Below are 13,304 nucleotides of genomic sequence, written 5' to 3' on the forward strand. Positions count from 1 at the left end.
GAAGGGGCAAATGCCCCTTTGGATGCTCAATTGATTTATTTGATTTTAAAGCCACTGATGGATTCGCGTAACTCATTGGCCAATTCGTTGATTTTTTCAACTGAACGGTTGGTGATTTGTGTACTTGTTACGTTTTGTTCCGTCAATTTTTTGATGGAGTCAATGCTGTCTTTCATTTTGTTACCTAATGAGGAAACTTCGCGTGAAGATTTAGAGACGTTTTGAATCATGGAGGCCAATTGTGTGGAAACCGATTCAATTTCGTTCAAGGATTCACCTGCGCGTTCTGCTAAGTTCGCACCATTGACCACTTCACTGGTGCTTTTTTCCATCGCAAAGATCGCTTCGTTGGTATCAGTTTGGATCGCTTTAACGATGTTTTCAACGCGGCGTGTTGCGTTACCCGTACGTTCAGCTAAGCGTTGGATTTCATCGGCAACCACTGCAAAGCCTCGGCCAGCATCACCGGCTGCCGCCGCCTGAATGGAGGCGTTCAATGCGAGAATGTGCGTTTGGTCCGCGATGTCGTTGATGAGTTCAACAATGTCCCCAATCTCTTGAGACGATTCACCTAAGCGTTTGATACGTTTGGACGTTTCTTGGATGTGATCACGGATTTGATCCATACCAGAAATGGTTGAGCGCACACGTTCAGAACCAGAGCGTGCCACTTCTGTGGAGCTCATGGCAATGTCAACCGCAGAGGATGTTTGATCCGATACATCGATCATTGCTTCTGTGACGTGAATCACGGTGTTTGATGCCTCTGCAATACGGCGTGCCTGTTCTGTGGAGGCATTGAGCAAGTCTTCTGCCACCGTTGATGAATCGCCAACAGCTTCAGAGAGTTTCTTTGTGGATTGATTCACCATTGATACAAGGTTACGAAGCTCTTCAACGGAGTAGTTAAAGGAGTCTGCGAGTGTGCCTGTGATGTCATCGGAGACTTGGGCTTGTACTGTTAAATCACCTTCAGAGAGGGCTTGAATCACTTCTAAAAATTCAAGTAAAGCTTGCTGCGTGTGCTGCTGCGCGTGTAAAGATTGTGTGTCTTCCACAGAAACGGCGTTGTTATTGCGGGACATTAACACCAATAAAATCAACAAGCTCAATGCTGCCAATCCCCATAAAATGTAGATGGTATAGCTTGGCAATTGAAGGCCGTGAAATTCTACAGTGTCAGATTCTTGTTTAAGGCTTTGATTGACGTTTGCTAAGCTCTGATTTTGTGCCTGTAGGCTTTGTTGAAGTTCTGCTAAAGCTTCGATGGCTTGCTCATCGTTGTCAGATTTGATGGCATTGAGCAATTTGACAGTGTTTTTCTCATTTAAATGGCTGCTCGTCAATTGAGATTGTAAAATGCTGTTGCGATTTTCGTAGGTTTCATCATGTTGACTCATCATGAGTGCGATGCTAAGACCTGTAAACACAACCAATGCAATGGCGCACAGAATGTGGGGAATGTTGGTGGAAAAGAAACTGTTGGATTTGGACATGGTTGCTTGCCTCATTAAATTAAACGTGATCTATAGGAGTTCTGGGTGCATAAATTGTGGATGATCGATCAATTTGGTGAGGTTAATGTTGTATAGATAACCCTCATCGATCTCATACATCCCTTGAACAATTTCGGGGACCCCTGAAAATTCAGGCGGCAATTGATGCGCAGCTTGTTGTGTTGCGCGGATGACACGAATCCCCATCAAACGATTGACTTTAATGCCAAACTGCCACTCATTTTTCTGAATGATTAAAATGTTGTTTTTATGCTGTTCAGAGGAGCGGTTGATGATGGATTGATTGGAAAACTTTAAAATGTCTGTCACGGGGACGATGTTCCCGCGCAACTGAATCGTGCCCACTAACCACTCTTTCGTCAAGGGCACAGGTGCAGGTTTAATGCCTTGGACCACTTCTGAGATGTCATCAATCTTGGTGATGCACAGAATGTTATCGATGGTGTAAACGATGCCTCTAATGTTCATGCGTCAGCCTTTATGCGGTTAAATTGAGAGAAGTCAATAGATCGGTTAATAACTCCGCCTTACAAGGCTTGCCTAAAAAGCCCACGGCGCCTAATGTTTGCGCGCGCATGCGGTCACAAATGCCTTCTTTACCAGATAAAATGATGACGGGGATCTTTTGTGTGGTTGAGTGCTGTTTGAGCAAAGAGAGCACATCGGTGCCTTCTAAAACGGGCATCGAGAGATCTAATAAAATCACATCCGGTTGAACGCTGAGCACACGCTCAAGGGCATCTAAGCCATTGTTGGCCGTATGCGCGGTGTAGCCCAAATTTTGGAGCATGTTTTTAATGCCGATTCTAGCTGTTGCACTATCATCTATAATTAATGCTGTTTTATTCATTATGTACTCGCAACCTGAAATTTCATCGCAATATTATACGTGATTTAAATGGATTTGGTATAAAGCAAACATATGGATATAAATGTCATTATCGAATGTTTGTGGTTTATATTATACTACTCGATCGATATAAAAAAGTGATGACGGAAATGTTGGACCCTTGTATTACTGTTGACAATGTGACGGTGAGTTATCATCGTCATCCTGTGGTGCACCATGTGAGTGTAGATTTTCCCTGTGGTTATACCAATGCGATCATTGGCCCAAATGGTGCAGGTAAAAGCACGCTTTTAAAAGTGATGATGGGCATGCTCTCGCCCGATGAAGGCAAAGTCACCTTCCATCATGATGAAACGGTGAGCTATTTGCCGCAGCAATCAGACATTGATCGTTCATTGCCCATTACTGTGGAAGATTTAGTGGCTACGGGCTTTTTGGCGCACGGCTCATTATTTGCTAAAATCACCAAAGCGGCGATGGAAAAAGTGGCAGAAGCTCTGGCCATTGTGGGTTTAACCGGTTTTGAAAACCGCACCATTAATAATTTATCGAATGGACAATTTCAGCGCGCGCTTTTTGCGCGCATCATCGTGCAAGATGCTGACGTGATTTTATTAGATGAGCCCTTTAATGCGGTGGATGCAAAAACAAATTTGGATTTATGCAGCGTCATTAACAATTGGCGCAAACAGGGCAAAACAGTGATTGCAGTGATTCATGATTTTCATGTGGCCAAAGCGCATTTTGATTACACATTAATGATGGCGTGTGAAAAGGTGGCATTTGGCGCAACTAAAGCTGTATTAACTGAACAAAATTTTGAAAAAGCCTATTCAGCCTCCCTCTATTGGGATGATCATGCGGATGTTTGTTCAACACCTCAATCGGGAGAATCATAAAACATGTGGGATTTTTTCATCACGCCCTTCATCACCTTTCCTTTCATGCAGCGCGCATTGTTGGCCTCTTTGATGGTGGCGATCTCCTCAGGCATTGTGGGCAGCTTTTTGGTGATGCGCCGCATGAGTTTGGTGGGTGATGCTTTAAGTCACGGCATTTTGCCGGGGATTGCATTGGGCTTTATGTTTTATGGTTTTAACCTTGTGGCGATGGGCATTGGCGGCGTGATTGCAGGCGCACTCATTGCACTGTTGGCTTTTGTGGTGTCGCGCTTTACAAAGCTCAATGAGGATGCGAGCTTTGCGGCGTTTTATTTAATTTCATTGGCCATTGGCGTTGTGATCATCTCAAAAATTGGCTCCCAAGTGGATTTATTGCACATTTTATTTGGCTCAGTGTTAACCATTGATAACGCAATGTTGGTCTTTTTATGGGCGATCATGTGCATTACGCTGTTAGCCGTTGCGATCATTTATCGCCCGCTCGTGCTGTTCATCATTGACCCGATTTTTTTACAATCCATGAAGATTCGCGGCATCAGTTATTACGCCATTTTCTTATTCATCGTGGTGATTAATCTCATCGCAGGCTTTCAGGCGCTTGGCTCATTGATGGCGGTGGGATTATTGATGCTGCCGGTCATCATTGGGCAATTGTGGGTGCGATCCATTGAAGGATTATTCATCGTGATCGTCATTTTAGGCTTTTTGATCGCATACTTTGGTTTGTTGTCCTCATTTTATTTAGATGTGCCAAGTGGGCCTGCCATCATTGGCGTGGCGGGCATCATCTACTTTTTTTCACTGCTCTTTGGTCGATCAGGGGGCATTTTAACGCGAGTGTTTCGTTTGAAACACAAAACCGCGTAGGAGATGACATGATCACAATTCAATATTTTGGTGTGTTAAAAGATCGTTTAGGTGTGACAGAAGAGTCCATCGAATGGGCAAATGGTGACACGGACGCATTATTAAATGCGCTGCGTGCCAGAAATGATGAATGGCAAGCGGCATTGGCGCCAGAGCGCGTGTTTCGTGTGGTGGTCAATGATGAAATCATTTATCAAGCCACCAACATTCAATCCGGGGATCGCGTGGCCATTTTACCGCCCGTGACAGGAGGTTAAATGTTTACGGTGGTGATTCAAACAGAAAAATTTATCCATGATGATGAATTGGCGCGATTGATGAAAGATGCCCACAACATTGGTGCATCAAGCAGCTTTGTGGGTTATGTTCGTGGGCATGATCATGCCAAAGATTTGCGTGCGCTCTTTTTAGAGCATTATGCAGGGCTGACGGAGCGCGAGATTTTACGCATCATTGAAATTGCCAAAAGTCGCTGGCCGATTACCGGTTGCCGCGTGGTGCATCGCGTGGGGGAAATCCCTGTGGGTGAACCGATTGTTTTGGTGGCAACGATTGCGTCACATCGTGAAGCGGCGTTTCATGCCACAGAATTCATTATGGATTATCTTAAGACAGATGCACCTTTTTGGAAAAAAGAGGTGTTTAACGACAATACCGATCACTGGGTGGAAGCAAAATTGAGTGATCAACAGCGTAAGCAGCGTTGGCATGAGTAGAATCATCGGGCTCATTTTATCAGGTGGCGCAGGCAGCCGTTTAGGTGGCGTCAATAAAGGCTTGGTGGACATTGCTGGTAAACCTTTGGCGGCGCATGTGTATGATCGCCTTGCGCCGCAGGTGGATGCGGTGTATTTATCTGCGAATCATGATCAAGCTGCGTATCGAAACATTTGCGCAAACATCATTGAAGATCAGCCTGAATTTTATCGTGATGGACCGCTGGCGGGCTTACACAGTTTAATCCCGTATGTGGCGGCCGATGATCTCATTCAGGTGGTGACCTGTGATGCACCGTTATTGCCGCGTGATTTAGTGGCTGTGCAGCAAGATTATTTGCGCACCCATCAATTTGATGCCGTGTGGCCATCTGATGGCGAGCGTGATCATTATGGTGTATTGATGGTCAAGGGGCGATGTTTACCGGAGCTGACGCAATTATTGAAAGATCAGAAACGTAGAATTCGCGATTTTTTAACACAAATGAACAGCGGTGCTGTGCCGTTTGCCGATCCGACAGCCTTTATCAATGGTAATGATTCGGCGGCGCTTGAGCGCATCGCAACAATTTTAAAGGACAAAACATGTTAGATTTTCATGTCGCACTCGAAGAATTGGCAAAAGCGGTTCAGTTGCCATCTAAAACTCGTCAAGCTTCATTGGTGGACAGTTTAGGCCATTATGTGAGCGAAGATTTAGTGGCGCATTATGATGCACCGCTCTTTGATAACAGCGCAATGGATGGTTACGCCGTGTGTGATCCGAATGGCGATTTATTAGCGTTTAAAGTGATCGGGCGCATTGCTGCTGGTGACTTAGCACCGATGACATTGCAAGCAGGGGAAGCGGTGCGTATTTTTACGGGCGCACCCACGCCAAAAGGCGCCACCACGGTGATCATGCAAGAACATGTCGAACGCGTGGCGGATGAGATCCATTTAGCCGAGCCTTATCGCGTGAATATGAACATTCGTTATCAAGGCGAAGAGGTGAAAAAGGGCGATTTATTGTTGGCAAAACACCGCGAAATGACGGCGGCAACCATCGCTTTATGTGCATCCCAAGGTTATGCCACCATTCCCGTGTTTGATGGATTATCGATTGCCGTTTTATCCACAGGCAGCGAATTGATTCCCCAAGAAACGGCATTGAGCCCCGGTAAAATTTATGATGCCAACCGCTTTATGCTTCAAGCATGGTTGAAAAAGCAGCATCATGTGTTTGATGGCGGCATCATTAAAGACAATTATGAAGAAACCAAAGCCACGTTGCTTGAATTAGCAGCGCAGCATGATGTCATTTTATTAAGTGGCGGCGCTTCAGTGGGGGAAGAAGATCATGTGGGCAAAGCCATTGCAGAAGTGGGCGAGCTCAACGGTTGGAAGATTGCCATTAAACCTGGTAAACCTTTTGGTTGGGGCAAAATTGGCAATGCGCATGTCTTTATGTTGCCGGGCAATCCTGTCTCTGCGTATGTGACGTTTTATCTCTTCGTCTATCCATTTTTACAGCAGAGCATTGGCGCAACCACTGCCACTTTTATGAAAGGCACTGCCCATTTTGAGCGCGAGAAATTAGAGCCACGCCGCGAATTCTTGCGTGGCATGTACACAGAGAATCGAAATGGCGGCTTTGATTTGACGATCGCTAAAGGGCAGGGCTCTGCAATGCTATCAGGCTTAGCCGTGGCCAATTGTTTAATTGAAATCACGCCAAATACGGCCGTCAGCGAAGGCATGACCCTTAATTTTTATCCCATTCATTAATATAAAGTCACACTATGATCACAACTGAATACATTCAGCAAGCGCTCAGCGCAGAAGGATTTGCCTTTGATGAGGCAAAAGTCAAAGCTTGGACCCATTACTTAAATGGCATCCGTTTATGGAACAAAGCGTATAACTTAACCTCAATCACTGAGCCCGATGAAATGGTGGTGAAACATCTGTTTGACTCGCTTGTTTTGGTGCCGCATTTAGAAGCCATTAAACATGATCGCTTGATTGATGTGGGCACCGGTGCGGGCTTACCAGGTTTTTTACTTGCCATTGCCATGCCTGAATCCCATTTCACATTGCTAGACACCAATAGTAAACGCACGCGCTTTATGACGCAGATGAAAATGGAGCTTGGCATTCAAAATGTTGAGATCATCCATTCGCGTGTGCAGGATTATCATCCCACTGAATTGTTTGATGTGATTTTATCGCGCGCCTTTGCCAGTGCTGAAGACATGGTGCATTGGTCAGAGCATTTGTTGGCAGGGCAGGGGGTATTTGCTGCCATGAAAGGTCACATTACACCAAGTGAATGGCAATTTGCCAACGGTGAATATCAAACCAATGTGGTTGAATTGAAAGTGCCGCGATTGAGTGATGCTAGGCATTTGGTTTTTTTGTCGCGAGCGTAATTTGATATACTTCCCGCGTAATATTAATAATTTGATGAGTAGGATATTCGAGTGGCAATCATAGCAGTAACAAATCAAAAAGGTGGCGTGGGCAAAACCACGACGGCCGTGAACTTAGCGGCTTCTTTAGCAAGCATGAAAGCGCGTCCTAATGTCTTGTTGTTAGACTTAGATCCGCAAGGCAATGCCACCACAGGCATGGGCGTGGATAAGCATTCATTAGAATTGGGCGTTGTGGATCTATTATTAGACGATGTGCCCATCAATGAAGCGATCATTGAGCTCGATGAAAATGCCATTCGCTTAATTGGTGCAAATGGTGATTTAACCGGTGCTGAAGTGTTATTGACGCAAAGAGAGCAGGGCGCATTTGTGCTCAAAGAAGCGCTCGCGAGCATTCAAAGTAACTTTAACTACATCATCATCGACTGCCCACCTTCTTTAAACATGCTCACACTCAATGCGTTAACGGCTGCGGATTATGCGGTTGTGCCTGTGCAATGTGAGTATTATGCGCTTGAAGGTTTATCAGCATTGATGGGCACGGTGGAAGAGGTTAAAAGCACCACGAATCCAAATTTATCCATTTTGGGGATTTTGCGCACCATGTACGATGGCCGCAATGCCTTGTCACTACAAGTGTCTGAAAACTTACAAGCCCACTTTGGGGATCAATTATTGGAAACCATCATTCCGCGTAACGTGCGTTTAGCCGAAGCGCCCGGATTTGGTGAATCCATTGTCAAATATGATGCAGCATCAAAAGGTGCTGTGGCATATGCAGAATTGGCGAAAGAGATCAGCCGCCGAAGCAAACGAAGATAAACTGAGGAAACTGATTTGAAAAAGCGTGGATTAGGTCGCGGATTGGATGTTTTGTTGAATAAAACAAAATTACCCATGGATGCGCACACAAATAATAAAGACAAACCATCATCAGAAGCCATTTTAGGCGCCATTAAAGAGTTGCCCATTGAGTTTTTAGTGCCGGGGATTTATCAGCCACGTAAAGTGTTTGATGCTCATGCGCTTGAAACTTTGGCCGATTCCATTCGCTCTCAAGGGATCATTCAGCCGCTTGTGGTGCGTGAAGTTTTGCGTGATGGTCAGAAAAAATATGAAATCTTAGCCGGTGAACGCAGATGGCGTGCTTCGCAGATTGCTAAACTTGAAAAAGTGCCCGTGATCATGCAGTCATTGACGGATCAAGAAGCATTGGCCGTTGCGCTCATTGAAAACATTCAGCGCGAAGATTTAAGTCCGATTGAAGAGGCAGAAGCGATTGCGCGTTTCATCAGTGAATTTGATTTAACCCATCAAGAAGTGGGCGATTTAATTGGTCGTTCGCGTTCATCAGTGAGCAATGTGGTGCGTTTATTAGAATTAGCGCCTCAAGTGCAAACATGGTTATTAGACAAATTGCTCGACATGGGGCATGGCCGTGCAATGCTCTCTTTGTCACATGCCGAACAAGTGCAGTTAGCCGAGCGCATCATGGCAGAAAATCTAACAGTGCGTGACGTTGAACGCATTGTGGCTGCCCGTACACAAAAGACTGAGAAAACCGCCACAAAAAAAGTGGACAATGATGTGAAAAAATTGGAAAACGCCTGGAGTGAATATTTTGGTGCGAAGGTTGGATTTCAATCAAATCCGAAAGGTAAAGGCAAGATGATTATTCACTATGATTCTCTTGATCAGTTAGACGGGATTTTGCAAAAGATCCGTGACCAATAAATGGACATCTGTTAACTTTTTTATTCAATATCAGTGTTAAAAAGATTGACTTTAAAGGCTAACTGCTTATAATCGAGCTACTTTTGCCAAAGGTATTTTGATGTGATGAAGCAAGTAATAACGATCCAATTGATCATTACGCTAAGTGCCTCAATTGTGCTTTGGCTGGTATTAGGGGAAAGTGTTGGAAGGTCTTACTTTTGGGCAGGACTTTCCATTACCTTGCCAAATGTTTTTGTGGTGTTTTTATCCTTTTTGATTAAAAGCAAACAAGCAATATTTTGGTTAGGCGCATTTGTTAATAAATTTATCAGTGCATTACTGCTTGCGGGCAGTGTCTTATATTTAAAAGATCCAAACTGGGTGGCATTTTTGGCAGCAATAGTGGTGACAGTGTTTCTACCAATGGTGATTACAGGGTTTGGCTATAAGTATTTGAAGCACGATATGTAAGTAATAAAATTCAGAGATTGGGACAAGATATGTCAGCAGAAGAGATTACCGCTAGTAGTTATATCGAGCATCACCTCGTTAATATGACTCAGACAGATTTGCCACAAGAAAACTTTGTGGACTTTAGTTTGATTAACATAGATACGGTGCTTTGGTCAATTGTATCGGGTATTATTGTTCTATTCTTTTTGTTCAGAGCATCTCGCAAAGCATCCGCTGGCGTACCGACCCGATTCCAAGCCGCTGTGGAAATTCTAGTAGAATTTGCCGAAAGCCAATCTAAAGCGCTTGTCAATGGCCCAAATGGCTACATTGCACCTTTAGGTTTAACAATTTTCTTATGGGTGATTGTGATGAACTGCATGGACTTAGTGCCAGTTGATCTACCCATGACCTTAATCAATGTATTTGGTTTAGATGTACAGCACCAAAGAATTTTACCAACTGCTGACGTGAACGGTCCATTGGGCATGTCTATGGCAGTATTAGCGTTGATTCTCTTCTACTCATTTAAAGTGAAAAAAGTGGGTGGTTTCCTTAAGGAGTTATGCACAGCGCCTTTCGGTATCTGGTTATTACCTTTTAATATTATTTTAAATATCGTTGAATATATTTCAAAAGCGTTCTCTTTAGGCATGCGACTTTTTGGTAATATGTTCGCGGGCGAATTGATCTTCTGTTTGATTGCATTATTAGGTGCAACAGGCACGTGGTGGGGTTTTGGGTTGCATTGGTTAGCAGGATCAGCATGGGCTATTTTCCATATCTTGATCATTGTTCTTCAAGGCTACATCTTTATGACTTTGACTTTGGTATACCTTGGTCAAGCTCATGAGGCTCATTAGAATTCAATCATTTTGGTTGGTGTTTTGTTAGTTTAGTTAATTATTTTTAGGAGAAAAAAATGGACATGGGCATGATTGCTTTAGCGTGTGGAATTATCGTTGGTTTAGGTGCTATCGGTGCTGCTATTGGTATCGCACTTTTAGGTTCAAAATATGTTGAATCTTCAGCGCGTCAACCAGAAATGATGGATAAATTGTTACCTAAAGTATTTATTCTTGTTGGTCTTGTAGATGCTGCATTCTTAATCGGTGTTGGTATCGCTATCTTCTTTGCAATGGTTGTATTCAAGTAATCATCCATTATCGTGGCGTTTGATACACATCAAACGCCTTTTATGCATAGAATAGTTAGACAGGCAGATACAACATGAATTTAAATGCTACTTTATTTGCACAGTTTGTCGTATTCTTTACGTTGGTCTGGTTCGTGATGAAATTCATCTGGCCACCAATGATCAAAGCAATCGATGAACGTCGTGCTAAAATCGCAGAGGGCTTAAAAGCTGCTGAAGATAGCGTTGCTGAAAAAATGGCTGCTGATTCAGAAGTCAAAGTGCTCTTAAAAGATGCTAAGCAAGAAGCATCAAGTATTGTTGCACTTGCGAATAAGCGCGCAGAGGAAGCTGTTGAAGCTTCAAGAGCACAAGCTAAAGAAGTGGCAGACAAGCAACTTCAGAACGCTCAAGATCAGATTTTAGTTGAAACTAATCAAGCTAAAGAAAAACTAAGACAAGAAGTGGTTGCACTCGCACTTGAAGGTGCAAGTAAGATCGTAGGTAAGGAAGTTGATCGCGCAACGCACGAGTCATTGTTAAAAGATTTAGCATCACGTTTATAAGGCAATAGTTAGTCATGACAGATTATATTACAGTTGCTCGTCCCTATGCCAAAGCAGTGTTTTTGATTGCTAAGGAAGAGAATACTATTTCTGGCTGGAGTAATCTTTTGGCTGTACTCGATGAGATTAGTGCCGATGTAGAGGCGAGCGATTTTATCACTCGCCCTGATTTTTCTCTGCAAGAAAAAACTCAGTTTTTGCAAACAGCAGTGGCTGCGCTTTTAAAGCGTCAGTTAACGAATCAAGAAGCTAATTTTTTATCGGTCATTCTCGATGCTAAACGCTATGAAGCGTTCCCATCGATTCGTCAAATCTTTGACGAAATGGTTCTGGTAGATGAATCTATTGTGGAAGCTGAATTAGTCTCAGCTTTTGAAGTGCAAGAATCAGAATACGAAATGTTCGTTAAGGCTTTAGAAAAGCATTTCCAAAAAAGTATTAAATTAAATGTTTCTGTGGATCCAAGTTTAATTGGTGGTGCGGTTGTCAAATCTGGCGACTGGGTCATGGATGGATCTGTCAAAGGACGTTTAGAGGAAATGACCTCTTTCTTAGTGCAACCAGCTTAATGAATTAACGATAAAAGAATTTATTATGTTTTAAAGGATGATTTGAATTATGCAATTGAATCCATCAGAAATTAGTGATCTTATCAAATCTAAGATTGAAGAATTTGATGTTAAGCCAGAAGCAAGTACTGAAGGAACAGTCATTAGTTTGACTGATGGTATTGCTAGCGTTTATGGCTTAGATGCAGTAATGCAAGGTGAAATGGTTGAATTACCGCACGGAGTTCGTGGTTTAGCATTGAACTTAGAGCGCGATTCAGTAGGTGTTGTACTTTTAGGCGACTACGGTAAAGTATCCGAAGGTGACGTTGTAAAATGTACAGGTAAAGTGATGGAAGTTCCAATCGGTCCTGAATTGTTAGGCCGCGTTGTGAACGCATTGGGTCAGCCAATCGATGGTAAAGGTCCAATCAACACCACTTTAACTGCGCCAATCGAAAAAGTGGCACCAGGTGTGATTGAGCGTCAATCCGTTGATGAACCTTTACAAACAGGTTACATCGCCGTTGACTCTATGATTCCAATCGGCCGTGGCCAACGTGAGTTGATCATCGGTGACCGTCAAACGGGTAAAACAGCGATTGCAATCGACACCATCATTAACCAAAAAAATACTGGCGTAAAATGTATTTACGTAGCGATTGGTCAGAAAAACTCTACAATTGCGAACATCGTTCGTAAATTAGAAGAGCACGACGCGATGGCACACACAATTGTTGTGGCTTCAAGCGCGGCTGATCCTGCTGCAATGCAATATTTATCAGCATATGCTGGTTGTACAATGGGTGAATACTTCCGTGACCGTGGTGAAGATGCGTTGATCATTTATGATGACTTATCTAAACAAGCCGTTGCTTATCGTCAAATCTCATTGTTACTCCGTCGTCCTCCAGGCCGTGAAGCGTTCCCTGGCGACGTATTCTATTTACACTCACGTTTATTAGAACGTGCTGCACGTGTTAATGCTGACTATGTTGAAGCATTCACAAACGGTGAAGTGAAAGGTAAAACAGGTTCTTTAACTGCATTGCCAATCATTGAAACACAAGCCGGTGACGTTTCTGCATTCGTTCCAACAAACGTAATCTCCATTACAGATGGTCAGATCTTCTTAGAATCAGACTTATTCAATGCGGGTGTTCGTCCTGCGATCAACGCCGGTATCTCTGTATCGCGTGTTGGTGGTGCTGCACAAACTAAAATCATCAAGAAATTGGGTGGTGGTGTGCGTTTGGCATTGGCTCAATACCGTGAATTGGAAGCGTTCTCACAGTTTGCATCTGACTTAGATGAAGCAACCCGTAAGCAATTAGAGCGTGGTGAGCGTGTAATGGAATTGATGAAGCAAGCTCAATATCGTCCTTATACTGTTTCTGAAATGGCCATCGTGTTATTTACAGTAGAAAAAGGTTATTTAGACGATATCGAAGTGAAGCAAATTCGTCCGTTCACTGAAGGTTTAATCACTACAATGAACATTGAAAAAGCTGATCTCATGAAAAAAATCAATGAGACTGGTAGTTACAATGACGAAATTGAAAGCGAATTTGCACAAGCCGTTAAGTCATACAAAATGACAGAAGCTTGGGTGAAATAATT

At 43.4% G+C, this 13,304-nt stretch carries 18 protein-coding genes; 15 read left to right on the forward strand and 3 right to left on the reverse strand.

Annotated features, from left to right (window positions below; translation table 11 throughout):
• Window positions 1–35 precede the first annotated feature (35 nt).
• The 3 genes from B9T10_RS05190 to B9T10_RS05200 are packed head-to-tail and all read right to left on the reverse strand — an operon-like array spanning window position 36 to window position 2,367.
• Entirely contained in the window at window positions 36–1,496 is a 1,461-nt protein-coding gene (locus tag B9T10_RS05190; RefSeq protein ID WP_094538028.1) for a methyl-accepting chemotaxis protein, read from the reverse strand.
• Window positions 1,497–1,526: 30 nt separating this feature from the next.
• Window positions 1,527–1,985, reverse strand: coding sequence for a chemotaxis protein CheW (locus tag B9T10_RS05195; RefSeq protein WP_063503981.1), 459 nt, complete (start codon window positions 1,983–1,985; stop codon window positions 1,527–1,529).
• A 10-nt stretch (window positions 1,986–1,995) separates the two neighbouring features.
• On the reverse strand, window positions 1,996–2,367 hold the full coding sequence (locus tag B9T10_RS05200) for a response regulator (protein ID WP_008316815.1): 372 nt from the start codon (window positions 2,365–2,367) through the stop codon (window positions 1,996–1,998).
• Between the two features lie 149 nt (window positions 2,368–2,516).
• Between B9T10_RS05200 and B9T10_RS05205 the strand changes: the two genes are divergently transcribed.
• The 15 genes from B9T10_RS05205 to atpA all read left to right on the forward strand — a co-directional run bounded on the left by B9T10_RS05205 (window position 2,517) and on the right by atpA (window position 13,302).
• Window positions 2,517–3,266 carry a metal ABC transporter ATP-binding protein gene (locus B9T10_RS05205; protein WP_094488986.1) on the forward strand — a complete coding sequence of 250 codons (750 nt, stop codon included), beginning with the start codon at window positions 2,517–2,519 and terminating at the stop codon, window positions 3,264–3,266.
• Between the two features lie 3 nt (window positions 3,267–3,269).
• Window positions 3,270–4,136 (forward strand): metal ABC transporter permease, encoded by an 867-nt coding sequence (locus B9T10_RS05210; RefSeq protein WP_008316818.1) that lies wholly within the window; start codon window positions 3,270–3,272, stop codon window positions 4,134–4,136.
• Between the two features lie 8 nt (window positions 4,137–4,144).
• A complete protein-coding gene (locus B9T10_RS05215) occupies window positions 4,145–4,393 on the forward strand; it encodes a MoaD/ThiS family protein (protein WP_094538029.1) in 249 nt (82 codons plus the stop codon).
• Window positions 4,394–4,852 carry a molybdenum cofactor biosynthesis protein MoaE gene (locus B9T10_RS05220; RefSeq protein WP_094538030.1) on the forward strand — a complete coding sequence of 153 codons (459 nt, stop codon included), beginning with the start codon at window positions 4,394–4,396 and terminating at the stop codon, window positions 4,850–4,852.
• Complete coding sequence (gene mobA, locus B9T10_RS05225; RefSeq protein WP_094538031.1) at window positions 4,845–5,444, forward strand: molybdenum cofactor guanylyltransferase; 600 nt, start codon at window positions 4,845–4,847, stop codon at window positions 5,442–5,444. Before B9T10_RS05220 ends, mobA begins: the two co-directional genes overlap by 8 nt.
• Window positions 5,438–6,619: a molybdopterin molybdotransferase MoeA gene (locus B9T10_RS05230; protein ID WP_094538032.1), complete on the forward strand. Its 1,182-nt coding sequence runs from the start codon at window positions 5,438–5,440 to the stop codon at window positions 6,617–6,619. The genes mobA and B9T10_RS05230 overlap by 7 nt, the downstream gene beginning before the upstream one ends.
• Window positions 6,620–6,633: 14 nt before the next feature.
• Window positions 6,634–7,263, forward strand: coding sequence for a 16S rRNA (guanine(527)-N(7))-methyltransferase RsmG (gene rsmG, locus B9T10_RS05235; RefSeq protein ID WP_018122386.1), 630 nt, complete (start codon window positions 6,634–6,636; stop codon window positions 7,261–7,263).
• 51 nt (window positions 7,264–7,314) lie between these two features.
• The gene (locus B9T10_RS05240; RefSeq protein WP_008316824.1) at window positions 7,315–8,088 is read left to right on the forward strand and encodes a ParA family protein; all 774 of its coding nucleotides are present in this window, start codon (window positions 7,315–7,317) and stop codon (window positions 8,086–8,088) included.
• 15 nt (window positions 8,089–8,103) lie between these two features.
• On the forward strand, window positions 8,104–9,000 hold the full coding sequence (locus tag B9T10_RS05245) for a ParB/RepB/Spo0J family partition protein (protein WP_063455458.1): 897 nt from the start codon (window positions 8,104–8,106) through the stop codon (window positions 8,998–9,000).
• A gap of 105 nt (window positions 9,001–9,105) precedes the next feature.
• Complete coding sequence (locus B9T10_RS05250) at window positions 9,106–9,453, forward strand: hypothetical protein (RefSeq protein ID WP_008316826.1); 348 nt, start codon at window positions 9,106–9,108, stop codon at window positions 9,451–9,453.
• Between the two features lie 29 nt (window positions 9,454–9,482).
• Window positions 9,483–10,298: a F0F1 ATP synthase subunit A gene (atpB, locus tag B9T10_RS05255; protein ID WP_018122387.1), complete on the forward strand. Its 816-nt coding sequence runs from the start codon at window positions 9,483–9,485 to the stop codon at window positions 10,296–10,298.
• Window positions 10,299–10,357: 59 nt separating this feature from the next.
• Complete coding sequence (atpE, locus tag B9T10_RS05260) at window positions 10,358–10,591, forward strand: F0F1 ATP synthase subunit C (protein ID WP_008316830.1); 234 nt, start codon at window positions 10,358–10,360, stop codon at window positions 10,589–10,591.
• Between the two features lie 74 nt (window positions 10,592–10,665).
• Window positions 10,666–11,136, forward strand: a complete 471-nt coding sequence (locus tag B9T10_RS05265) for a F0F1 ATP synthase subunit B (protein ID WP_008316831.1) — start codon at window positions 10,666–10,668, stop codon at window positions 11,134–11,136.
• Window positions 11,137–11,150: 14 nt separating this feature from the next.
• Complete coding sequence (locus tag B9T10_RS05270; RefSeq protein ID WP_008316834.1) at window positions 11,151–11,705, forward strand: F0F1 ATP synthase subunit delta; 555 nt, start codon at window positions 11,151–11,153, stop codon at window positions 11,703–11,705.
• A gap of 49 nt (window positions 11,706–11,754) precedes the next feature.
• Window positions 11,755–13,302: a F0F1 ATP synthase subunit alpha gene (gene atpA, locus B9T10_RS05275; RefSeq protein ID WP_008316835.1), complete on the forward strand. Its 1,548-nt coding sequence runs from the start codon at window positions 11,755–11,757 to the stop codon at window positions 13,300–13,302.
• Window positions 13,303–13,304 lie beyond the last annotated feature (2 nt).

Source organism: Wohlfahrtiimonas chitiniclastica, from assembly GCF_002252325.1.
GTDB lineage: Bacteria > Pseudomonadota > Gammaproteobacteria > Cardiobacteriales > Wohlfahrtiimonadaceae > Wohlfahrtiimonas > Wohlfahrtiimonas chitiniclastica.